Origin of the sequence: Rhizobium sp. BIGb0125 (assembly GCF_024810055.1) — a bacterium.
Taxonomy (GTDB): Bacteria; Pseudomonadota; Alphaproteobacteria; order Rhizobiales; family Rhizobiaceae; genus Agrobacterium.
The window spans coordinates 806,579-828,967 of record NZ_JANUDV010000001.1; the positions used below are offsets into that span (position 1 = coordinate 806,579).

Annotated in this window: 18 protein-coding genes and 1 other RNA gene; 10 read left to right on the top strand and 9 right to left on the bottom strand. The window is 55.5% G+C overall.

The window, feature by feature from the left end:
* Positions 1-6: 6 nt before the first annotated feature.
* The 3 genes from M2418_RS03645 (at position 7) to M2418_RS03655 (ending at position 8,570) form a co-directional block, all read left to right on the top strand.
* The gene (locus M2418_RS03645) at positions 7-3,159 is read left to right on the top strand and encodes an efflux RND transporter permease subunit (RefSeq protein ID WP_259144365.1); all 3,153 of its coding nucleotides are present in this window, start codon (positions 7-9) and stop codon (positions 3,157-3,159) included.
* A gap of 232 nt (positions 3,160-3,391) precedes the next feature.
* Positions 3,392-4,804 (top strand): FAD-binding oxidoreductase, encoded by a 1,413-nt coding sequence (locus tag M2418_RS03650; RefSeq protein WP_259144367.1) that lies wholly within the window; start codon positions 3,392-3,394, stop codon positions 4,802-4,804.
* A 109-nt stretch (positions 4,805-4,913) separates the two neighbouring features.
* Positions 4,914-8,570 (top strand): AsmA-like C-terminal region-containing protein, encoded by a 3,657-nt coding sequence (locus tag M2418_RS03655; protein WP_259144369.1) that lies wholly within the window; start codon positions 4,914-4,916, stop codon positions 8,568-8,570.
* A gap of 36 nt (positions 8,571-8,606) precedes the next feature.
* Here the strand turns inward: M2418_RS03655 and betC are convergent, their stop codons facing one another.
* From betC to ssrA, 8 genes are all read right to left on the bottom strand, one after another.
* The gene (betC, locus tag M2418_RS03660) at positions 8,607-10,121 is read right to left on the bottom strand and encodes a choline-sulfatase (RefSeq protein WP_259144370.1); all 1,515 of its coding nucleotides are present in this window, start codon (positions 10,119-10,121) and stop codon (positions 8,607-8,609) included.
* 86 nt (positions 10,122-10,207) lie between these two features.
* A complete protein-coding gene (locus M2418_RS03665; RefSeq protein WP_259144901.1) occupies positions 10,208-10,993 on the bottom strand; it encodes an ABC transporter permease subunit in 786 nt (261 codons plus the stop codon).
* 74 nt (positions 10,994-11,067) lie between these two features.
* Positions 11,068-11,859, bottom strand: coding sequence for a taurine ABC transporter ATP-binding protein (locus tag M2418_RS03670; RefSeq protein WP_259144371.1), 792 nt, complete (start codon positions 11,857-11,859; stop codon positions 11,068-11,070).
* Positions 11,860-11,947: 88 nt separating this feature from the next.
* The gene (gene tauA, locus M2418_RS03675) at positions 11,948-12,907 is read right to left on the bottom strand and encodes a taurine ABC transporter substrate-binding protein (protein ID WP_259144911.1); all 960 of its coding nucleotides are present in this window, start codon (positions 12,905-12,907) and stop codon (positions 11,948-11,950) included.
* Positions 12,908-13,231: 324 nt separating this feature from the next.
* Positions 13,232-13,471 carry a ribbon-helix-helix domain-containing protein gene (locus tag M2418_RS03680; RefSeq protein WP_259144373.1) on the bottom strand — a complete coding sequence of 80 codons (240 nt, stop codon included), beginning with the start codon at positions 13,469-13,471 and terminating at the stop codon, positions 13,232-13,234.
* Between the two features lie 88 nt (positions 13,472-13,559).
* Positions 13,560-13,754: a DUF4169 family protein gene (locus M2418_RS03685; protein ID WP_259144375.1), complete on the bottom strand. Its 195-nt coding sequence runs from the start codon at positions 13,752-13,754 to the stop codon at positions 13,560-13,562.
* A 132-nt stretch (positions 13,755-13,886) separates the two neighbouring features.
* Entirely contained in the window at positions 13,887-14,396 is a 510-nt protein-coding gene (locus tag M2418_RS03690; protein WP_192488555.1) for an SspB family protein, read from the bottom strand.
* A gap of 127 nt (positions 14,397-14,523) precedes the next feature.
* Positions 14,524-14,885, bottom strand: a transfer-messenger RNA (tmRNA) gene (gene ssrA / locus M2418_RS03695).
* A gap of 224 nt (positions 14,886-15,109) precedes the next feature.
* Here ssrA and M2418_RS03700 point away from each other — a divergent pair.
* From M2418_RS03700 to M2418_RS03730, 7 genes are all read left to right on the top strand, one after another.
* Entirely contained in the window at positions 15,110-15,418 is a 309-nt protein-coding gene (locus M2418_RS03700) for a DUF2853 family protein (RefSeq protein ID WP_259144396.1), read from the top strand.
* Positions 15,419-15,507: 89 nt separating this feature from the next.
* Positions 15,508-16,302, top strand: a complete 795-nt coding sequence (locus M2418_RS03705; protein ID WP_250981839.1) for a thymidylate synthase — start codon at positions 15,508-15,510, stop codon at positions 16,300-16,302.
* Complete coding sequence (locus M2418_RS03710) at positions 16,299-16,826, top strand: dihydrofolate reductase (RefSeq protein ID WP_259144412.1); 528 nt, start codon at positions 16,299-16,301, stop codon at positions 16,824-16,826. Before M2418_RS03705 ends, M2418_RS03710 begins: the two co-directional genes overlap by 4 nt.
* Positions 16,827-16,969: 143 nt before the next feature.
* Positions 16,970-18,085 carry an FtsH protease activity modulator HflK gene (hflK, locus tag M2418_RS03715; protein WP_259144421.1) on the top strand — a complete coding sequence of 372 codons (1,116 nt, stop codon included), beginning with the start codon at positions 16,970-16,972 and terminating at the stop codon, positions 18,083-18,085.
* 1 nt (position 18,086) lies between these two features.
* Complete coding sequence (gene hflC, locus M2418_RS03720; RefSeq protein WP_259144424.1) at positions 18,087-19,010, top strand: protease modulator HflC; 924 nt, start codon at positions 18,087-18,089, stop codon at positions 19,008-19,010.
* Between the two features lie 82 nt (positions 19,011-19,092).
* Complete coding sequence (locus M2418_RS03725) at positions 19,093-19,485, top strand: nuclear transport factor 2 family protein (protein WP_259144427.1); 393 nt, start codon at positions 19,093-19,095, stop codon at positions 19,483-19,485.
* A 167-nt stretch (positions 19,486-19,652) separates the two neighbouring features.
* Positions 19,653-21,194, top strand: a complete 1,542-nt coding sequence (locus tag M2418_RS03730) for a Do family serine endopeptidase (protein WP_250981835.1) — start codon at positions 19,653-19,655, stop codon at positions 21,192-21,194.
* Between the two features lie 96 nt (positions 21,195-21,290).
* Here the strand turns inward: M2418_RS03730 and M2418_RS03735 are convergent, their stop codons facing one another.
* Positions 21,291-22,343, bottom strand: coding sequence for a bifunctional transcriptional activator/DNA repair enzyme AdaA (locus tag M2418_RS03735; RefSeq protein WP_259144452.1), 1,053 nt, complete (start codon positions 22,341-22,343; stop codon positions 21,291-21,293).
* Between the last annotated feature and the right edge of the window lie 46 nt (positions 22,344-22,389).

The window sequence follows — 22,389 nt, forward strand, 5'->3', positions numbered from 1 at the left end:
GGATCAATGACCACCCAGACGCCTCCAGGCGGCCAGGATTCCAAACTCGCCTTCACCGCGCTTTTCGTTCGGCGCCCCATTCTTGCAGCCGTTATCAATACGCTTCTGGTCGTCGCCGGTCTGGCGGCACTGGTGGGCGTTGATGTACGTGAGTTGCCTGACGTCGATCGTCCGGTTATCACTGTGCGCACCACCTATGACGGTGCCTCACCACAAACCATTGACCAGGAAGTCACGCAGACCATTGAAGGTGCCGTGGCCCGTGTCAGCGGCGTGAAGACTATTTCTTCTCAGTCGCAGTTCGGCAGCAGCCGTGTGACGCTTGAATTCGGCGACAAGGTTGATCTGGCCGTTGCTTCCAATGATGTTCGCGACGCCATCGGCCGCGTCACCAACCAGATGCCTGACGATGCCGACGAACCGCAGATCATCAAGGCGGATTCCGACAGTCAGCCAATCATGCGACTGGCGGTCACTTCGTCGACGCTTGGCATGGAAGATCTGACCAAGCTGGTGAATGACGAGATCATTGACCGTCTGGCCGCCGTTGAAGGTGTGGCCGACGTCGAACTGTCGGGTGATCAGGATAAGGTTTTCCGTATTGATCTCGATCAGGCGGCCCTTGCCAGCCGCGGTCTGACGGTGACCGATGTCTCGACAGCCCTTGGAACGGCTGCACTTGATGTGCCTGCCGGGTCGCTTAAAAGCGCCACGCAGGATATCGTCGTGCGTGCTACTGCAAATCTCACGACACCAGCCGAATTTGAAAACCTGATGGTCAAGGACAAGGTGCGGCTGCGCGATGTTGCCAGCGTTATGCTGGGTGCGGACGATGAAAGCACATCGTTGCGTTCCAACGGTGTTCAAGGCGTTGGTCTTGGTATCGTGCGTCAGGCACAGTCCAACACGCTGAATATTTCCACTGGTGTCAAAGCCGCCGTAGATGCAATGTCGGCCAACTTGCCCGAGGGCACACGTATCGTCATCACCAGTGATGACGCGGTATTCATTGAAGGCGCGCTGCACGAAGTGCAACTGGCGCTTGGCCTCTCCGCTCTTATCGTTGTGGTGGTGCTTTACCTGTTCCTTCGGGACTGGCGGGCAACGCTTATTCCGGCCATCACCATGCCGGTTGCCTTGATCGGAACGATTGTCGCGATCTACATGATCGGTTTTTCGATCAACATTCTCACACTGCTTGCCATCGTTCTGGCGACCGGTCTCGTGGTGGATGATGCGATCGTGGTGCTTGAAAACATCGTGCGTCGTCGCGCCGAAGGCATGGGGCCACGTGCCGCTGCCGTTCTTGGCACGCAGGAAGTTTTCTTTGCGGTTATCGCCACAACAGCAACGCTTGCCGCGGTGTTCATTCCACTGTCCTTCCTGCCCGGCCAGCTTGGTGGCCTGTTCCGCGAGTTTGGTTTCGTGCTGGCCTTTGCTGTTGGCCTATCCTCCATAGTGGCCTTGACACTGTGCCCGATGCTTGCTTCGCGCATGTTGAAACAGGGCGAGCAGGTTCAAACGGGGCCGCTGGCGTGGTTTGGGAAGGTTTTTGCTTCCACCTATAAAAGGACGCTGTCTTCCTGCCTCAACAATCCACTGATTGTCGTTATCGTGGCTGTCGCTTTTGCGGGTGCCTCGTGGGTTGCGTTCGGCTTGGTTCAGAGCGAGTTGACGCCGCGCGAAGACCGCTCGTCGCTGTTCATGCGCGTAACCGCGCCACAGGGTGCCGGCCTTGAATATACCCGTGACCAATTGCAGCGTGTGGAAGAGGGGCTGAAACCGCTGCGCGACAGTGGCGAGATTCGTAATATTTATTCGATCACCGGCATGAATGGTTCGTCCAACACCGGCTTTATCGTGATGACCCTTGCACCTTGGTCAGAACGTGAACGCACGCAAAACCAGATTGCGCAGGATGTGAATGCTGTTGCACAGAAGGTACCGGGTTTGCGCGCCACCGCCCAACAGCCCAACAGTCTGCGTATTCGCGGTGCAGGTAATGGTCTCAGCATGGCGATGGTTGGCAGCAACTATCAGTCCCTGACACAGGCGACACAAAAGCTGCTGCTGGCGATGGACGAAACCGGCATGTTCGACACGCCGCGTTTCGACAATGAACCAAACCAGGCGCAGCTTTCCGTATCGATCGACCGTGAACGCGCATCCGATCTCGGCATCGACATCACCGGTCTGGCGCGTGCCATGCAGTCGCTGCTGGAAGGTCGCTCAATCGTGGATGTGTTCGTGGATGGCGACGCCATTCCTGTGCGTCTGTTGTCTTCGACCCGACCGATCAATGACCCGACGGACCTTGAAAACATCTTCCTCAAGGCCAAGGACGGGCGGATGGTGCCGATGTCGGTTATTGCGACCTTGAAGGAGACAGCCGTCGCACCCCAGCTTAACCGTGAACAGCAGTTGCCTTCGGTCGGTTTTACGGCCAGCTTGAAGGAGGGTGTGGCGCTGGGTGATGCCGTCGCCAAGGTCAATGAATTGGCGCAATCGATCATGCCGCAGGGTGCACGCCTGTTGCCAATGGGTGAGGCCGCAACGCTCCAGGAAAACTCCAGTGGCATGTTGCTGACCTTCGGTTTTGCCATTGCCATTATTTTCCTGGTGTTGGCCGCACAGTTTGAAAGTGTGCTGAGTTCCGTCATCATCATGTCGACAGTGCCACTTGGTCTTGCCTGCGCCGTGATTGCGCTGCTGGTGACCGGCTCCAGCCTCAATGTTTACAGTCAGATCGGACTTGTGTTGCTGGTTGGTGTCATGGCGAAAAACGGCATTCTGATTGTGGAGTTTGCCAACCACCTGCGTGACCAGGGCGCAACGGTGCGGGAGGCGATTGAAAAGGCCTGCACCATTCGTCTGCGTCCGGTCATGATGACCATGATTGCCACCATTCTCGGCGGTGTTCCGCTGGTTATGGCGCAGGGCGCTGGCGCGGAAGCCCGTATTGCACTCGGCTGGGTTATCGTCGGTGGTCTTGGTTTTGCGACACTGGTGACACTGTACATCACACCGGTGTCTTATGTGCTGTTGGCCCGCTTTGCCAAGCCGCAGGCCGACGAGGAAATCCGTCTGCACCGTGAATTGGAAACAGCCATTCGTCGCCGGGCGTTGGAAGAGGACAAGCAACTTCTTGCGGCGGAGTAACCTGCGGTAAACAAAGTGCTGGCGGGATGCCAGTGCTGGACAAACATTGTATCGTGTCTCATACCAAGCCGGGCTCGCGTGATAACGTTGAGTCCGGCTTGTGCATTTTGGAGCACTTCGCGTCGTTGCTGATGCTTTAAGGAGATTGTTCCAGCCTATTGAAATAAGCATCGGACCTTTTGAAAATCGGTTGCGATTTTTCTGAAAACCGATGCCGCCGTGGAGATCGCCGATGGCTTTGAAGGATGTAATTTCGGGAACCAGAAACGAGGCGGGCATTGCCAATGTCTTGAAAGTTCTTGCGCAGCAGCTTGGTGACAAGCTCCAGACCGGCCAGTCCTTCCGCGAACAGCACGCCCACACCACGACATACCTGACCACGCAGCTGCCTGACGGCGTGGTGTTTGTTGAAAATGCCGATGATGTAAAGACTGTTGTCAAAGCATGCGCGGAGCATAAGGTGCCGGTCATTCCTTTCGGAACCGGTTCGTCGCTGGAAGGGCAGGTCAATGCGCCATCCGGTGGCATCTCGATTGATTTTACCCGCATGAACCGCATCATCAAGGTCAATGCTGAAGATCTCGACGTGACCGTTGAACCGGGTGTGACGCGCGAGCAGCTCAATACATATCTGCGTGACACTGGCCTGTTTTTCCCGATTGATCCCGGTGCCAATGCCTCGATTGGCGGCATGGCCTCAACCCGCGCCTCTGGTACCAATGCCGTTCGCTACGGTACCATGAAGGACAATGTGTTGTCGGTCACGGCCGTGACAGCGAATGGTGAGGAAATCCGCACCGCAAGACGGGCGCGCAAATCCTCTGCCGGTTACGATTTGACCCGGCTGTTTGTGGGGGCAGAAGGCACGCTTGGCGTTTTGACCTCCGTGACCCTGAGATTGCAGGGTATTCCGGAAAAGATCTCCGGTGGCGTTTGCTCCTTCGATACGATCAAGGCTGCCTGTGACGCCGTGATCATGACAATTCAGATGGGCATTCCGGTGGCGCGTATCGAGCTTCTGGACGAGGTGCAGATCCGCGCCTGCAATGCCTATTCCGGCCTGTCCTACGAAGAAAAGCCGACACTGTTTCTGGAGTTTCACGGCACAGAAGAAACAACCGCATTGCAGTCTCAGCAATTTGCCGAAATTGCCGCAGAGTTTGGCAGTGCCGATTTCAAGTGGACCGGCGACGCGCAGGAACGTGCCAAGCTGTGGAAGGCTCGCCATGACGCCTATTGGGCTTGCCGGGCGCTGGCACCGCAGCTCGATGCCTTGTCCACCGATGTCTGCGTGCCGATTTCGCGTCTTGCCGATTGCGTGGTGGAAACACAAAAGGACATTGCTGAAAACGGCTTCCTTGCACCGATCGTCGGTCATGCCGGAGACGGCAATTTCCACGTGCTGGTGTTGTTTGACGGCAAGGATGCTGACAGCATAACCAAGACAGAGGCGTTTGTGGCGCGACTGAATCGCCGGGCGCTGTCGATGGATGGCACCTGCACGGGTGAACACGGCATAGGGCAGGGTAAACTCAGCTTCCTGCAGGAAGAATTGGGAGATGCAGTGGATTTGATGCGCGCCATCAAGTCGTCACTTGATCCCGATAACATATTTAATCCGGGTAAGTTGTTCCGGATGAGTTAAGTCCAACAAACCAATCAAAACGGGCAATCAAAGGGACAATCAAAAACGTGTCTTGCCCTTGGTTCAAAAAGAACTAACTTCCTTTCTGTTATTATGGAGATATCGGGCAGTGCTCGGACGCATTCTTGTTTTTCTGGGCGGACTGCTCGTAGTGGCGCTGTTTGCGGCGCTGCTTGTGCCGTATTTTATCGACTGGACCAGTTTCCGCAGGGACTTCGAGGATCAGGCAAGCCGTATTCTGGGCAAGAAGGTTGTGGTGTACGGTGCTGTGGAAGCGCGTCTTCTGCCTTTTCCTTCCGTTACGCTGCATGATGTGCGCGCTGGTATGGACGCGGATGGATCTCCGCTCATTCAGGTCGCGCGTTTTTCCATGGATGCTGAACTCGCGCCGTTCATGTCTGGTGAAGCGCGTATCTTTGATATGCGCATTGAAGAGCCGAAGGCAAAAATCCGTCTGTTAAAGGATGGCACGCTCGACTGGATGCGCGGCAGCCGCGCCGATATTCCGGCCAAAACCGTTGTGCTGGAAAAGGTAAGTATCGAAGGCGGCCAGATTGAATTTATCGATGAACAGTCCGGACGCAATCGCACGGTTACCGGCCTGACGGCGGATATGTCCGCCCGTTCTCTGGCTGGTCCCTGGCGTGTGGAGGGACGCGGCGCCATTGATGGACATGCTGGCACATTTTCACTGTCGAGCGGCGAGCCCGACGCCAAACTCGCGCGTATCGGTTTGCGCCTGCGCCTGCTGCCGGATGAGCATCCCGTTGCGGTTGATCTCGATGGTGGTCTTGCGGTTACCGATGGTAAGCCTGTTTACAGCGGCAATTTTACCTTCCAGATCCGTCAGGACGAGAAGGATAAAAAACAGCCGCAGCAGGTGTCTATTTTTTCTGCGCCCCGCACGCAGGGCAAGTTTGAGCTGACCAACGAAAGTGTGCGTGTTCCCGAATACCGCATGGAGTTGGGGGATGCCGGAAATCCTTACATTATCACCGGCGAAGCCACGCTTGATACCGGAACGCAGCCAGAATTTCTGCTGACGGCCGATGGCCAGCAAATCGATGTCAACAGCTTTGCCGTGCCGGTACAAACGGGCAAAACGGCGCGTGTCCCCGTCGTCTCGGTTCGCCAGCGCATTGAAGCTTTTGCGGCCCTGATTGCCCGCATTCCAGTGCCGCAGGTACCGGGCAAGGCCACCATTCGCCTGCCGGCACTTGTTGCCGATGACACGACCATTCGCGATATCAAGCTGGATGTGCGCCCGGCCGGTGCCGGGTGGCAGATTGTCAATGCGGTTGCCATCATGCCCGGACGCACGCAGCTTGAGGCTAGTGGTGCCCTCACACTGACCGGCGGACCGGCCTTTAATGGTGATCTGCTGGTGGCCTCCAACCAGCCGTCGGGCCTGGCCAACTGGCTGTCTGGTACGGTTGATCCGGCGATCAGACAGCTGAGCTCTGCGGGCTTTTCCGCTTCGGTGTCGCTGACCACGCAGTTGCAGCGGCTGGAAAACCTTGAACTGGTGATTGGCAATGCCTCGCTGAAGGGCCGTCTGGAACGGGAATCGGCCGAAGGTCAGGCGCCAAGTCTGTCGATTGATCTGGCAGGTAACGAGATTGATCTTGATGCGCTGAAAGCGATTGGCGGCCTTGTCATGGGCGAGCAGGGCGACAGCTCCATTTCCCAGCACCGGATGGCTGCCAGGTTCAAGGCTGACCGCTTCAACGTATCCGGCGTAACCGCCAATGAGGTGGAAACCGCCTTTAGCGTCGATAATGGCGTGTTAAGTGTTGAAAAACTGACCGCCGGTGATGTGGCCGGCGCGCAGCTTGATGCCAATGCACGGCTGGAAGGCTCACTGCTGAATTACGCAGGTAAGGGAACCGTCAGCCTGCGGGCTGCGGATCCGCAGCCATTCCTTGCGATGCTGCAAAAGCATCTGCCCGGCCATCCTATCTTGCAAAGGATGCTCGACAGCGCCAGCTGGTACGTCAATTCCGATCTCAAAGCCGATCTTTCCATCGGTTCCGAAAATGAGGGCATGAGCGTCGCATTATCCGGCACGGTCAATGGCAGCCGGATTTCGGCAGTGGGCAAGGTACCTGATGTTCTGGCGATTACCGATGATACGGCATTTTCGCTGGAATCGGTGTTAAAGAACCAGTCGACCGCCATTCTGTTCGGGCAGGTCGGTTTCGATCCGCTGCCGTTTGATGCGGATGGCGAAGGCCTGGTGTCGCTCAAGATCAATGGCACGCTTGGCAATGCCGCCAATACGGACATTCGTTTCTCGACCGAAAAAACCCATGCAACCATGGTTGGTGCTTTCAACCTTGGTACTGAAAAATTCGGGCAGGGCGCCGGTGACTTTTCACTGGAGAGCGCGGATATCGAACCCTATCTCATCATGAATGGTGTTTCATTGCCGCAGATTGGCAGCGGCATGGCCACGAAAATGAAGTCCAGAGTTGAGGTTCTGCCAGATGCCATCAAGGTGTCCGGCATCAACGGGCAGACGGCCGGCAATCCGGTTTCCGGTAATTTGACGATGCAACTGGCATCGCCGCACAAGATCGAAGGCGATCTGTCGCTTGGTACGGTTGATCTGGCCTGGCTTGGTGACACCACCTATGGCCCTGTGTTTGACAGCACCCATGGTGGCTTGAATGCCGAGGCTGTTTCCCTGCCAGCTTTCCCGGGCCTTGAGGCATCAGTAATGCTGAAGGCGGGTAATCTGCAGACCGGTATTCTGGAATCTGTGTCGGGATTTTCGACCCGCCTGAACCAGAGCAATGGTCGCCTGTCGCTGGAAGAAATAAGCGGTGACTGGATGGGCGGCAAGGTCGCCGGTTCACTGGTTATGGCAACGGGTGAAAAGGCCGGCATATTCCGTTCGAATATCAAAGTGACCGGCGTCGATCCGCAGGCGCATATGTGGCAGTTTGCCGGTGCACCGGTCGCGACCGGGCGTTTCGATGCCAGCTTCAATGCGGAGGCAACCGGTGCCAGTGTGCATGACATGCTGGTTTCTGCCGGTGGTTCGGGTGACATCCGCGCCAATGGCCTGACGATACGTGGTATCAATGTCGCGGCGTTTGCCCCGCTGCTGGCTGAGGCCGACAAGATTGACGGCGAGATCGATGCCTCCAAAACCAAGCCACTGGTTGACGCTCTGATTTATAACGGTGAAGTCAAGGCGGACAGCCTTGTGATGCCGTTCACGATCAACAACGGCATCTTGCGTCTGCAGAATGTCGGCCTGCCGGCTGGCGAGGCCAATCTGACCGGTACGCTGAACCTCGATCTGCTTGAGCAGACAGTGGATGGCAATGTCACAGTTGCTTTCAATCCGGGACAGGAAGCACAGGCGGGCGGCGAGCCATCTGTCGGTCTAGTCTATTCAGGCCCGGTTGCTACGCCTTCGGTCAGCACGGATGTGGCGGCAATAAGCGGTTATCTATCGCTGCGAGCCTTTGAAAAAGAACGCCGCCGGGTGGAAACCTTGCAGGCCAATATTCTGGAAAAACAGCGCCTGCGCCGTGAAGCTGCTCTTTACGTCACTCGCGCTGCCGAGCGACAAGCTGCGCGTGAAAAGGCGGAAGCTGAAGAAAAAGCACGTCTTGCAGAACAAGCGAGAAAAAAAGCTGAGCAGGAAAAGGCGCAGCAGTTGCAGTTCGATATGCAGAACACCATGCCGGTTTCACCGGAAGAGGGTGTAATCCGTCAGGAGCTCGCACCGCCACCTGCAACCGCAACACCTTGAGCCACACAGACAAGGAAGACGGCGTGATGGGCGCCGTTATTCTCCTCGCGGATAACGTTTTGAACTCTCGAGAATATTCAGGTCCATGTGGTTGCGCATGTAGCGTTCCGACGCCTTCTGCAACGGCTGGAAATCCCATGGATAATAGGCGCCGCTTCTGAGCGCATCATAGACCACATGCCGACGTGCCTGGCTGGCTCGGATATCGCCATCAAAACGCGCGATGTCCCAACGCTGTAATGCCAGCGCTTCCAGCTTCGCAAAAACCTCGGCATAGGCAGGATCAGTCGCAAAGTTGGTGGTTTCCTGCGGGTCTGCCTCAAGATCAAAAAGTTGCGGTGGGTCGACCGGGCAAAGCACCAGCTTGTATTGACCATCACGCACACCAACCAGCGGGGCGATTGAGGCCTCGGCAGCATATTCCATGAAGACAGGATCGCGGTCTGCATTGCCATTGGCGACATCGACGAGGCTCTGGCCATCGATCCAGGATGCAAACGGGCTGATGTCGATACAGGCAAGCGCGGCAAGGGTTGGCAGAACATCCAGCGTCGACACCGGTTGCTCGACAAGGCCTGACGGCAGGCCGGGGGCCGAAATCATCAAGGGTACACGCGCCGAGCCTTCATAAAAGCTCATCTTGAACCACATGCCCCGCTCGCCCAGCATATCGCCATGGTCGGACAGGAAAACGATTATCGTATCCTTGTCCATGCGACCGGCCTCGAGCGCATCGAGAATTTCGCCGATCTTCTCATCTATATAGCTGATATTGGCAAAGTAGGCGCGGCGGGAGCGCCGCACATCCTCTGCAGAAATATCGAGCGCCAAGTGGTCGCAGGCATCGAGAATGCGCCGGGAATGCGGGCACTGCTGCTCATAAGGAATTGGCCCGGTCACGGGATCAAGAAAGGCGCAGTCTTCATAGAGATCCCAGTATTTCTGCCGTGTCACATAGGGATCGTGCGGATGGGTGAAGCTGACCGTCAGACTCCACGGCCGGTCATCCAGACGTCGCGATAGATCCCTGATCTTAGCGACGGCGTGGTAGGCGACCTCATCGTCATATTCGAGCTGGTTGGTGATTTCAGCAATGCCCGCATCCTTGACCGAGCCCATATTGTGGTACCACCAGTCGATGCGTTCTCCCGGCTTGTTATAATCCGGTGTCCAACCAAAATCGGCGGGATAGATGTCGGTGGTCAGTCGTTCCTCAAACCCGTGAAGCTGGTCTGGACCGACAAAATGCATCTTGCCGGAAAGGCTGGTGTGATAACCGCCACGACGAAGGTGATGGGCAAAGGTTGGAATGTCGGAGGCAAACTCGGCGGCATTATCATAAACACGAGTACGGCTCGGCAATTGTCCCGACATGAACGAGGCGCGGCCCGGCGCGCAAAGCGGGCTGCCGGTATAGGCCGTCGCAAAGCGTGTTGAACTCGATGCCAACCGCCGCAGATTAGGGGCGTGCAGAAAGTCGGCGGGGCCATCCGGAAAGAACAGGCCGTTAAGTTGGTCGGCCATCAGGATCAGGATGTTGGGCTTGCTCATGGTCATTCCAGTCATGCATGTCATGCTTGTGTTACAGCAGTTTAAGGCGGGAGGGCGGAGCAGGGTGCGCCGCCCCCCTTGTTTTGTCAGGCCTTGCCCTTCCACGGCACCAGCACACGTTCCAGCAAGCGGACCGATGCGCTGAAACCGAAGGCGCAGACGGAGATAATGGCGATGCCGACAAACACCACGTCGGTTGCCAGAAACTGCGCTGCCGACATGATGAGAAAACCGATGCCCTGTGTTGAGGCGATCAGTTCTGCGGCCACCAGCGTTCCCCAGCCAATGCCGAAGGCAATGCGCACGCCAGTCAGGATTTCCGGTAAAGCGCTTGGCAGCACGATATGGGAGAACAGCTGCCAGCGCGTGGCACCCAGTGCACGGGCCGCCTGCGCCCGCTCAATCGACACCGAGCGAACACCCGCCTGGGCCGAGAGACAAATCGGCGCAAACATTGCCAGAAACAGCAGGGCAATTTTCGAGGTTTCACCAATACCGAGCCAGATGATCATCAATGGCAGATAGGAGAGAGGCGGGAGCGGCCAGTAAAATTCGATTGGCGTGTCAAGGATGCCTTTTGCCCAGCGGTTCAGTCCCATCAACAGACCGATCGGAATTGCCATTGCCAGCGCCAGTATTGCGGCAAGGCCAATGCGAAACAGGCTTGCGCCGACATGTTCGCCAAGCGATGCACCGGCATAACCATCATTCCAGATGACGAAGAACTGGCGCAGCACCTCACCGGGTTTGGGCAGAAACAGGCTTGGTGTCAGTTTCAATGCGGTTGCAGCCCACCACAGCAAAATGATGATTGCGCCGGTAACCAAGCTGATGGCCAGTGTCGGTTTTCCATCGATGCCGAAACCTGCCATGCGAACGGTTTTTTTGCGGGCTGGCGCGGTGGTCTCGGATGTGTGTGGCCGGGTGTTATCTAGCTCTATCGTTGTCATGCGCTTAACCGCCCCTTCTTGTCGTCGCCATGGAGAATTTCGCGAATTTCTTCGCGCAACAGACCAAATTCCGGTGACAGGTGTATAGATCTGACATCGCCGGTTTCGACAAAACGTTTGACGAAATCCAGTTCGTAACGGGCGACAATCCGTCCTGGACGCGGCGACATGACGATGACATGGGTGCCGAGGAACAGGGCTTCCTCAATGGAATGGGTGATGAAAAAGATGCGTTTTCCAGTACGGTGCCAGACGGAAATCAGCAGTTCCTGCATCTGTTCTCTGGTCAGGCTGTCCAATGCGCCGAAGGGTTCGTCCATCAACAGAATGTCCGGCTCTGTCGCAAGTGCGCGTGCAATGCCAACGCGCTGGCGCATGCCGCCCGAAAGCTCATAGGGGAAGCTTTTGGCGAAGTCCTTCAAACCAACGAGCGCTAGCAACTCTTGCGCTTTTTCGTGGCGTTGCCGTTTGGAGGTGCCTGCAAATTTCAAACCTAGCGCCACATTGTCGAGAACATTGGACCAGGGAAGCAGCGTATCTTTCTGGAAAACCACACCGCGATCAGCGCCGGGGCCGGTAATAGCGCGTCCATTCAGCGTGATTTCGCCTTCCGACAGCGGCAGGAAACCGGCGATAGCATTGAGCAAAGTCGACTTGCCGCAGCCTGATGCGCCAAGCGCCACCACAAAGGCGCCGTATGGAATATCGATATTCACCCGGTCAAGTGCATGGATGTCACGGCCATCGCGCCCGTCGAAATAGACACTGGCATTTTGAATGCTCAACATTTTTGTTCCCCGATATTGTTGCTCTGGCAACAGAGTGTCCCGCCGGTCGTTGCGACCGGCGGGACAGGGTTTGGTTCGTATTATCGCGTTACTTCAAAGCGTCCGGCGTCACGAACGCGGCGTAGCTTGGCAGCACTTCGGAAATCTTGCCCTGGCTTTTCAGGAACTCCGAGGTTTCCTTGAGAATATTGGCAGCACCCGACTTTTCACCGCCGCCAAGCCAGTCGGCAGAAGCCTGCTTTTCCGGTGTCAGAAGATTGAGGTTGGTCAGTGCAGAGGCCTGCTGCTCGGCAGTGCCGCCGAGGAATTTCGCCAATGTCTTGGCATTGTCGCTGTCTGGTCCCCATGCGGCCTTGTCGGTGAGGAAGGAGCCGTAATATTTGTTTATCACGCCGGAAAACGTCTTTAGGAAGTCCGGATTGTCTTTGGCGAATTCACCTGTCGCGACCCAGGCGGAGAAGGTGGGGGCACCCTTTTCGGCGACTTCCTTGGAGGTGATCAACACCTTGCCGTTTTTCTTCAGTTCAGTCAGCGCCGGGTCCCAGACGAAACCGCCGTCAATGTCACCACGGGTATAGGCGGCAACAATTTCAGGCTGGGGGATGGCGAGAACCTGAACATCCTTTTCGCTGAGGCCCAGCGACTTGATCAGTGCTAGAAGCTGATAGTGATCGGTCGACACGGGAGCGGCGGCCAGCTTCTTGCCCTTGAGGTCATCAAGAGATGAGATCTTGGAGGCATTGCTGACAACCAGCGCTTCGTCAGTGCCAGAAATCGATGAAAGGTAGAATGCCTTGACATCCAGACCGCGGGATGTTGCCGATGCGAACGGGCTGGAGCCGACGTAACCGATCTGCACGTCTCCCGACGCAATGGCGGCGAAGATTTCAGCGCCGGAATTGAACTTGCGGAAATCGATCTCGTAACCCGGCTGTTTAAACTCGCCATTGGCAATGGCCACGGAGGAGGGCAGCGCGTCGGTCTGGTAGGCGACAACAACCTTCTTGTCAGCGGCTTCCGCCGTCATGCCTGCAAAGACCACACCCATCGTGGCTGCTGTAATCGTGAGAAACTTCTTGATCGTCATGTAAGCACCTTGTTCGCAGGGTTCCGGTTTCGGATTTGTTGTCCTGGATTAAGAGCATAGTGACGGGTTTCAGGGATAAACAGCAAAATACATCTTTTTAGTGGAGTATTGACGGTATGTGTTTTGCGTAATTTTTGAATAAACCGCACCGATAGTTCCGGTGCTGCGAGGATGTGAAGTAGAACTGTGTGTTTTACATCTCGCAGTCAGGTACATATCGCGGAAGGTCGTGATATGACCTTTGAGGCAAGCGCCTTGATGTCTCGGGCCATGTTTCTGGCTGTGTCAGGAGACGGTGTCGTTGCTCTCGAATTTGACAGATGCTTTGATCCACTCCAGCACGTAGACCCGAAGCGAGGAGGAAAGGTTGCTTTCTGGCGGGCGATTGTCATCGATCTCGGCCAGCAATGCGGCAAAACTCATGCTGCGATGGCGGGCAATATCCTGCAATTCGCTCCAGAAGGCGTCTTCCAGGGAAATGCTGGTACGGTGACCGTGAAGAGTGGCTGAGTGTTTGCGGATCACTGTTTCGGCTTTCGAAACTGATTCAAGCAGTTGTCAGATTGAGTCCGAAACCCGCTGCAAGTGTTTGAAAAGTAGCGTTTGTTTCCGCTCACTTGTCATCCTGCGGTTTTTCGATGCGCCCCTGATCCAGCGTTTTTTCCGCTTTGTCATTCAGGGCGCTGGTCAGGTTCTTTTCCGCCTTGGTGCGCCCGAAGGTAATGCGGTTCTGGTCCGCCTGCTTCTCTTTCTCAGAGCGCGCCTTCTGTTTGCGGAACTGGCGGAGATTGACAACGTCAGCGGACATCTCGGTTTCCTGACCAATAAGTGTCAACATAAAACTAAAGTGGCGGGAACACCCGCCACGACCATGAACCAAAACAAATGGCTTCGTTCATTCTGTAAGCGCACCAGCCACAAATCGAATGGTGTTGCAGGATTAATGTTTCTTGCGGAATGCGTCGAGCGAAACGACCGAGCCGGCCTTTTTCTCTTCGCCTGCTTCACCTTCGACCGCAGGTGCCTTTTCAGCCGTCACTTCCGGATAAGCGGTGATTTCTGCGCCTTCGGTTTCTTCCTCCTCGTCAGACAGCGGAACATCGAATTCCAGCTCAAAGTTGACGGAAGGATCGTAGAAACCACGGATGGCGTTAAACGGAATAACCAACTTCTCTGGTGTGTCGGAGAAGGAAAGGCCGATTTCGAACTGAGTTTCGGTGATCTTCAGATCCCAGAACTGGTGCTGGATGACGATGGTCATCTGCTCGGCATATTTAGCCTTGAGGTGCTGGGAGATTCGCACTCCCGGCGCGCCGGTCAGGAAGGTGATGAAGAAGTGATGATCACCGGGAAGGCGGCCAGTTGCGGCAACTTCGCTCAGCACCTTGCGGATAACGCCGCGAAGAGCATCCTGTGCGAGAATATCGTAACGGATATGGTCCTGCCCCATGCGATCCTATCTTTCTTTATACATGCAATTGTCTTTGCAGACACTATATTCAATGACGCATGGGACGGCAACGCCAAACCCTGCGTACGAGTCACGTCATTATATAGGAATTTGTTGAAAGAAAGAAGGTGGAGGTTTCTGTTGCCAGGTACCTCCGAACCCCGCCTTACGGGGCTAACCGTAAGGACTTAGAGCGGAATTCCCGCACCGCCATTAGGCAGCGAGAGCGTATTCCTTAGCGTTGTTGTCATTTGCAACTACACTTGTGACCCGATAACGGCGGTATCATGCCGAGCAAAAGTACGATCTTTACGCCCTTGTCGATCCTATTTCGCCCCCATCAAAAGCCGGCCAGAAGGCCGCCGGTTTTTGGTGGAGGCGCCGGGTACCGCCCCCGGGTCCAATAGGTTTATTACACCGACCATTTATCGCCATATCTTCTTGCGAAGCACTCTCTAGATAAGCCGGAGACGTGAACAAAACAAGGGTCTGATTGGTTTTATCCGTTAAATTCAATTGGAAGCCTGAATGGACGATTGCGCCATTTTGTTTTTGCGAACAGGCCGGAAAACCCCTTTAAAGTCAGGCTATGTGGCAAGTTGTTAAATCATCATGGTCGTTCTTGACGCAATCATTGCTCTGATAGATTGTACTTAACAAGCGCCTCCTGAGTTAAGTGGAGATGGCGCTTGAGGACACATGAAGGAGAGGACATGACGGACTATCTTGCAGATGTGAAAAAATACGACGCTAATGCAGACGAGGCAATCGTCAGCAAAATCGTCAAGCACCTGGGTATTGCGCTTCGCAATCGCGATTCCTCGCTGGTTTCGGCGTCCGATCCTGAAGAACTGGCGCGCGTGAAAGAAAAGTGGTGCGGCAAAAAACTTGGCGTCACGGGCGCTGCGGCCGATAATGCCGTTGATGCCGTGTGCAAAACCCTGGCGGCTGACCGCTCCAAATCGCGCGTGACCTTTTATTATCTGGTGGCCAAGGAACTCGGCAAACTGGGTGACCTCTAAAAAAGCGGGGGAGCGCCCCCGATAGACATTGGTTCCGCCGCCTTTCACTATTATATTCCAGTCAATATGGAATCTGCGGCGGACCCCTCATGAAGCAATATCTCGATCTTCTCCGACATGTGATGGACACTGGAAGCGACCGTGGCGATCGCACCGGCACCGGAACACGCTCCGTGTTCGGTTATCAGATGCGATTTGATCTCTCTGAAGGGTTTCCGGTTCTCACCACCAAGAAGCTTCATCTGCGCTCGATCATTCACGAACTGCTGTGGTTCCTGAAGGGTGATACCAATATCGCCTATCTCAAGGAAAACGGCGTTTCGATCTGGGACGAGTGGGCGGATGAAAATGGTGATCTCGGTCCGGTCTACGGTGCGCAGTGGCGTTCCTGGCCAGCCCCTGACGGTCGCCATATCGATCAGATTGCCCTGTTGATTGAAAGCTTGAAGACCAATCCCAATTCGCGCCGTCATATCGTGTCGGCATGGAACCCGGCGCTGGTGGATGACATGGCGTTGCCGCCGTGCCACTGCCTGTTCCAGTTCTATGTCTCCGATGGCAAATTGTCCTGCCAGCTATACCAGCGTTCGGCTGACATCTTCCTCGGTGTGCCATTCAACATCGCATCCTATGCTCTGCTGACACTGATGGTGGCGCAGGTGGTTGGTCTGAAGCCGGGTGACTTCGTGCACACGCTGGGTGACGCGCATATCTATTCCAACCATTTCGAGCAGGCGCAGCTGCAGATGACGCGTACGCCGAAAGCCTTGCCGACACTGCGCATCAATCCTGACGTGAAAAGCCTTTTTGACTTTAAGTTCGAAGACTTTACGCTGGAAAACTACGAAGCTGATTCAAGCATCAAGGCGCCGATTGCGGTATGAGCACGCCCAACATTTCCCTGATTGCCGCAGTGACAGAAAACGGTGTTATCGGCCGCGAGCTTGACATGCCGTGGAAGCTGTCCACCGATCTCAAGCGGTTCAAGGCGCTGACCATGGGTAAACCGATGATCATGGGTCGCAAGACATTCATCTCGGTCGGCGAGCGTCCCTTGCCGGGGCGTCCGCATATCATCATCAGCCGCAATGTCGATTATCGCCCTGATGGTATTGATGTAGTGTCGTCGCTGGAGGCCGCACTTGATCTGGCAAAGACCAAGGCGAAAGAGCTTGGTGTAGACGAGGTTTTTGTGGCCGGTGGCGGTGAAATCTACGCCCAGTCGATGCCATTTGCCGACCGCCTTTATATGACGCATATTGATGCACGGATTGATGGGGATACGTATTTCCCGGACATCGATCCTGAGCGGTTTGAAAAGGTGGACGAAACGGCCGCACCAGCCGGTGATAAAGACAACTATGCTGTGACCTTTGCTACTTACAGGCGAAGAGGCGCGGCAAAGTGAACAATTTACCCTCATTGTCGAATAAGTTACCGCCTCTGCGTTGAAACCGCAGGTTTGCGTCCCTATAACGGGGTCGATATACCCGTTCAGCGCGAGCAATCGGCAGGGTGGGGGCGGGAGAATTCATAACACAAGAGGTATTGATGCCCTGGAGCAATCAAAATGGCGGCGGCGGCCCTTGGGGCGGCGGCGGTGGTAATAACCAAGGAGGCCCGTGGGGGCAGGGACCGAACCGTCCGCGTGGCGGCGGTGGTGGTGGTGGAAATGGTGGCCCACCGGATCTGGAAGACATTATCCGACGCGGACAGGATCGTTTTCGCAACATATTGCCGGGCGGTTTTAATGGCGGTGTTGTTGCCATACTTGCGCTGGTGCTGATTGCTTTCGTTGCCATGCAGTCCATTTACACGGTGCAGCCAGATGAGCGCGGCGTTGAACTGCGTTTCGGCAAGCCGAAGGATGAAGTGTCCATGCCGGGCCTTCACTTCCATTTCTGGCCGATTGAAACGGTCGAGATCGTCAAGGTTACAGAGCAGCAGCAGAATATTGGTTCGCGTGCGACATCGTCGACCGGTACAGGTGTCATGCTTTCCGGCGACCAGAACATCGTGAACGTACAGTTCTCCGTGCTGTTTACCGTAACGGATCCAAAGTCTTATCTCTTCAACGTCGATACGCCTGCTGAAACCTTGCAACAGGTTTCCGAAAGCGCGATGCGTGAAGTTGTTGGTCGCCGTCCGGCGCAGGACATTTTCCGTGATAACCGCCAACAGATTGCTGCTGATGTTCGTAACATCATTCAGGCTACGATGGACGGTTACGGAGCTGGCCTTTCGATTAATGCTGTTGCTATCGAAGATGCAGCACCGCCGCGCGAAGTGGCAGATGCGTTTGACGAAGTGCAGCGCGCCGAGCAGGACGAAGACCGTTTTGTTGAAGAAGCCAACCAGTATGCCAACCAGAAGCTTGGTGCGGCACGCGGTCAGGCAGCTCAGATCCGCGAAGAAGCAAACGCTTACAAGAGCCGTGTTGTAAACGAGGCTCAGGGTGAAGCGCAGCGTTTCGTATCCATCTATGATGAATACACCAAGGCACCTGATGTTACCCGTCAGCGTCTGTTCATCGAAACGATGGAACAGGTCATGAAGAGTACCAGCAAGATCATTATTGACGAGAAGCAGGGGGTTGTTCCTTACCTGCCGCTCAACGAGATTACACGCGGTGCCGCAGCGGCTGCCGCGACGCAGGGAGGCAACTAATATGAGCAATCGTCTCTCTGCACTCCTCGTTTTTATCGGCTTGGTGCTGTTCTTCGGTTATTCGTCGATTTTCGTGGTCACTGAACGTCAGCAGGCCATCGTGGTACGCTTCGGTCAGATCAAGGACGTGAAGACCGAGCCAGGTCTGTACTTCAAGCTGCCATTCGCGTTCATGGACGCGGATCGTGTGCAGTACATTGAAAATCGCGCTCTGCGTTTCGATCATGACGACATCCGCGTGCAGGTTTCCGGCGGCAAGTTCTATGAGGTGGACGCATTCGTTGTTTACCGCATTACCGATGCTCGTCGTTTCCGTGAAACGGTTTCGGGTGACCAGATGTCTGCTGAAGCACGTCTTCGCACACGCCTCGATGCCTCGCTTCGCCGGGTTTACGGTCTGCGCGGTTTCGAATCGGCCTTGTCTGATGCCCGTGCATCGATGATGCAGGAAGTACGTGACGATCTGCGTCCTGACGCGGAATCGCTCGGTATCAGCATCGTGGATGTTCGCATTCGCCGTACTGACCTGACGCAGGAAGTCTCGCAGCAGACCTTCGAGCGTATGAAGGCTGAACGTCTGGCGGAAGCCGAACTGATCCGCGCTCGCGGTAATGAACAAGGTCAGCGCCGTCGCGCTATCGCCGACCGTCAGGTCGTCGAGCTGGAATCGGAAGCCCAGCGCGATTCTGAAGTCATGCGCGGTGAGGGCGACGCTGAAAGAAACCGTATCTTCGCGGATGCTTTCACGCGCGATCCGGCCTTCTTCGAGTTCTACCGTTCAATGGCTGCTTATGCCGCCTCGATGAATGGCAAGGACACGACGCTGGTTCTGTCACCAGACTCGCAGTTCTTCCGTTATTTCAACAACCTTTCAGGCACACTGCCGCAGCCACAGACACCGGCTGCACCGGCGCCTGCCAACTGATTGATGTTGAATGTCTGATAGGAAAAAGGCCGGTTTGATACCGGCCTTTTTTATTGCGAAAGATTTTTCAGGATTTGGATTGATGACGAAACAGACTGACGATGCGGTTCTGCTGCCAGTGCAAAAGCAACTGGAGGCCTACAATGCACGCGATATTGAGTCATTCATGCCTTGGTGGGCAGAGGATTGCCAATATTACGCATTTCCCTCAACGCTTCTGGCGAACAGCGCCGCAGAAATTCGCGCTCGCCACGTTGACCGTTTCAAAGAACCTGATCTTCAGGGAAAGTTGTTGAGCCGCATATCCGTCGGCAATGTGGTGATCGACCATGAGACGGTGATCCGCAACTTCCCCGAGGGTAAAGGTGAAGTCGATGTGATTTGCATCTACGAAGTTGAAGATGGCAAGATCGCCAAAGCATGGTTCAAGCTTGGCGAACCTGTGATCTATGACGGCAATACTCGGCAAATATAGAGGAAAATGCTGTTGATCACGAAAAGGTATTTTTACACTTCATCATTCCGCCTTATGGTTGATGAATAGGATTGAGAGAAAGCTTGCATTCCCCGAATAAATCATGCGTTAAGCGGGAAGAATAAGTTTTTTAGAATTCGATTTGCGGTTCACGACACGAGGATACCATGGCCCTGATACTGCGCTCGCCTTTCCGCTCCACCGTTTCCGTGGCAGCAGGAATTGCAATGTTGATGAACGGTCTGGTTTTGACGGTGCCAGCATATGCGCAAAGCCAGGGACCAGCCTCGGTTGCTGATCTTGCCGAGCCGTTGCTGGACGCGGTGGTGAACATTTCCACCTCGCAGAAGGTCAAAGAAACTGGCAAGGGTCCTGTGCCGCAGGTGCCTGAGGGTTCGCCGTTCCAGGAATTTTTCAAGGATTTCTTTGATGGCGAGCGTGAGCAGCAAGGTGGCCAGAAGGTCAACTCGCTCGGTTCCGGTTTCGTTATCGATCCCAAGGGGTTTGTTGTTACCAACAACCACGTCATCGAAGGTGCTGACGATATCGAGGTGGTGTTTCCAAACGGCTCGAAGCTGAAGGCAACGCTTGTCGGTACCGATACCAAGACCGACCTTTCCGTTTTGAAGGTAGAGCCGAAGGCGCCGCTCAAGGCGGTGAAATTCGGTGATTCCCGCGCCATGCGCATTGGTGACTGGGTGATGGCCATTGGTAACCCGTTTGGCCTCGGTGGTTCTCTGTCCGTCGGCATCATTTCGGCGCGTGGCCGTAACATCAATGCTGGTCCTTACGACAACTTCATCCAGACGGATGCGGCGATCAACAAGGGTAACTCCGGTGGTCCGCTGTTTAACCTCAAGGGTGAGGTTATCGGCATCAACACGGCGATCATTTCGCCAAGTGGCGGTTCCATCGGTATCGGTTTTGCAGTGCCGACCGAACTTGCCCAGAACATCGTCAATCAGTTGATCGAATTTGGTGAGACGCGCCGTGGCTGGCTTGGTGTACGCGTGCAGCCTGTGACTGATGATGTGTCGGCAAGTCTTGGTCTTGATAGCACCAAGGGCGCGCTGATTTCCGGTGTCGTGAAGGGTGGTCCGGTTGAAAACGGTCCTATCCAGGCTGGCGACATCATTCTGAATTTTGACGGCAAACCGGTCAATGAAATGCGTGATCTGCCGCGTGTTGTCGCTGAAAGCCCGGTTGGCAAGGAAGTAGACGTTATCATCGTGCGGGACGGCAAGCAGCAGACTGTAAAAGTCACGCTGGGCCGTCTGGACGATGCTGCTTCGGCCACGGAAGACACAACATCGGAAGATCCAACGGATGGTGACACCGGCAACGACATGACCCAGCAGGATGATGGTTCGCCGATGGTCGACGATCAGATGACTGATGGCAATGACGCGCCACAAAACGTGCTCGGAATGCAACTGGTGAAGTTGACCGACGAGTTGCGTACCGCACGTGGCATCGCGTCAAGCGTTGAAGGTGTGTTGGTCGAAAACGTGACCGACGGTTCGGTTGCTGGCGAAAAGGGTGTGAAGTCGGGTGACATCATCGTCGAAGTTGGGCAGGACTTTATGGAAGTTCCCGGTGATGTGATGGTTCGTGTCAACGGTCTGAAATCCGAAGGTCGCAAGAACGCCCATATGATGATTGCCGATGCGCAGGGCAATCTGCGGTTCGTGGCTCTGCCGCTCGAATAGGCTGTCCCAAACCGAAAGCAAGAATCAAAACCCCATGCAGATGATGATCTGCATGGGGTTTTGTTTTGAAGTCCGCTGTGTGGCGTGACGGGGGTGTCAGGTCAGAAACTGTCGTTCGATCTCGATCAGTTTTTGTTTGCGCCACAGGCCTCCGCCATAACCGGTCAAGGATCCGTCTGCACCAATGACGCGGTGGCACGGAATGATCAGGGCGATCTGGTTGGCGCCATTGGCCCGGGCAACGGCGCGCGTGGCGGTTGGTCTGCCAATCTGTTCGGCAATCTGGCTGTAACTGCGCACCGCGCCTGCCGGTATCTCACGCAAGGCATCCCAGACGGTGCGGGTGAATTCGCTGCCGTGGCAGGCGAGCGGTATCTTGAAGTCTGCGGACTTGCCGGTGAAGTAAGCATCCAGCTCCTTCTCAAGCACGTCATGCGGTGGAAGACGACCAACACCGACACTGCCCTTTGACAGGTCCACTAGTTTTTTCAGTTCAGCCGGAAGTGCTTTACGGTCGGCGAACTCCAACAGGTGCAAGGATTTGTTGTCGGTGACGGCGATCATCGTGCCTAGCGGCGTGGTCAGCCAGTCTGCCTGCAGCAGTGCATTGTCTGCCAACCGTCCGGGGACTTGCCCGAGCAGGCGCGAGAAGGCGACGCGAAACGCGGTGGGGGATTCAAAACCGGCATCCTGCTGGGCATCGATAACGCGGCCACCATCACCCAGCGTTTCGAAACCCTGCCGGAGACGTTCCAGTCGTGCCATTTCCAGAAAGGTCATGCCGAAATGCCGTTTGAAACTGCGGCGAACTGTGGAGGGGTCGAGTTTCAATCTCTCGACATCCTGTTCGCTCCAGCGATAACCCGGCTTGTCCTTCAAGGCATTCAGCAAGGTGGCAATGGCGGGATCAGCCTCGGCGGCTGGACCGAGCGGGTGACATTTGAGACAGGCTCGAAAGCCGGCCGACATACATTCAGGCACGCTTGCAAAGAAGCGGCAATTCTCCGGCTTCGGCTTGCGGGCCGGGCAGGTGAGACGGCAGAATATTCCGGTCGAGGTCACCCCGACATAGGCGCGGCCGTCATAGGACTGGTCGCGTTCCAGAAGAGCCTTGTAGAGTGTTTGGGTGTCAGGAAGAGCAAATAACATGGCTCTTATTAAATCACATCCGGCACGGCTGTAGCCTGAAATCGGG

What these genes read in the sequence shown, in the direction of transcription:
- M2418_RS03665 (WP_259144901.1), bottom strand. Translation starts at nt 10,993, where the DNA reads ATGGCAGGTTTCGGCATCGATGGAAAACCGACACTGGCCATCAGCTTG.
- hflC (WP_259144424.1), top strand. Translation starts at nt 18,087, where the DNA reads ATGAGCAATCGTCTCTCTGCACTCCTCGTTTTTATCGGCTTGGTGCTG.
- M2418_RS03725 (WP_259144427.1), top strand. Translation starts at nt 19,093, where the DNA reads ATGACGAAACAGACTGACGATGCGGTTCTGCTGCCAGTGCAAAAGCAA.
- M2418_RS03645 (WP_259144365.1), top strand. Translation starts at nt 7, where the DNA reads ATGACCACCCAGACGCCTCCAGGCGGCCAGGATTCCAAACTCGCCTTC.
- M2418_RS03735 (WP_259144452.1), bottom strand. Translation starts at nt 22,343, where the DNA reads ATGTTATTTGCTCTTCCTGACACCCAAACACTCTACAAGGCTCTTCTG.
- M2418_RS03670 (WP_259144371.1), bottom strand. Translation starts at nt 11,859, where the DNA reads ATGTTGAGCATTCAAAATGCCAGTGTCTATTTCGACGGGCGCGATGGC.
- M2418_RS03650 (WP_259144367.1), top strand. Translation starts at nt 3,392, where the DNA reads ATGGCTTTGAAGGATGTAATTTCGGGAACCAGAAACGAGGCGGGCATT.
- M2418_RS03730 (WP_250981835.1), top strand. Translation starts at nt 19,653, where the DNA reads ATGGCCCTGATACTGCGCTCGCCTTTCCGCTCCACCGTTTCCGTGGCA.
- M2418_RS03705 (WP_250981839.1), top strand. Translation starts at nt 15,508, where the DNA reads ATGAAGCAATATCTCGATCTTCTCCGACATGTGATGGACACTGGAAGC.
- M2418_RS03685 (WP_259144375.1), bottom strand. Translation starts at nt 13,754, where the DNA reads ATGTCCGCTGACGTTGTCAATCTCCGCCAGTTCCGCAAACAGAAGGCG.
- M2418_RS03700 (WP_259144396.1), top strand. Translation starts at nt 15,110, where the DNA reads ATGACGGACTATCTTGCAGATGTGAAAAAATACGACGCTAATGCAGAC.
- betC (WP_259144370.1), bottom strand. Translation starts at nt 10,121, where the DNA reads ATGAGCAAGCCCAACATCCTGATCCTGATGGCCGACCAACTTAACGGC.
- M2418_RS03690 (WP_192488555.1), bottom strand. Translation starts at nt 14,396, where the DNA reads ATGGGGCAGGACCATATCCGTTACGATATTCTCGCACAGGATGCTCTT.
- hflK (WP_259144421.1), top strand. Translation starts at nt 16,970, where the DNA reads ATGCCCTGGAGCAATCAAAATGGCGGCGGCGGCCCTTGGGGCGGCGGC.
- tauA (WP_259144911.1), bottom strand. Translation starts at nt 12,907, where the DNA reads ATGGGTGTGGTCTTTGCAGGCATGACGGCGGAAGCCGCTGACAAGAAG.
- M2418_RS03710 (WP_259144412.1), top strand. Translation starts at nt 16,299, where the DNA reads ATGAGCACGCCCAACATTTCCCTGATTGCCGCAGTGACAGAAAACGGT.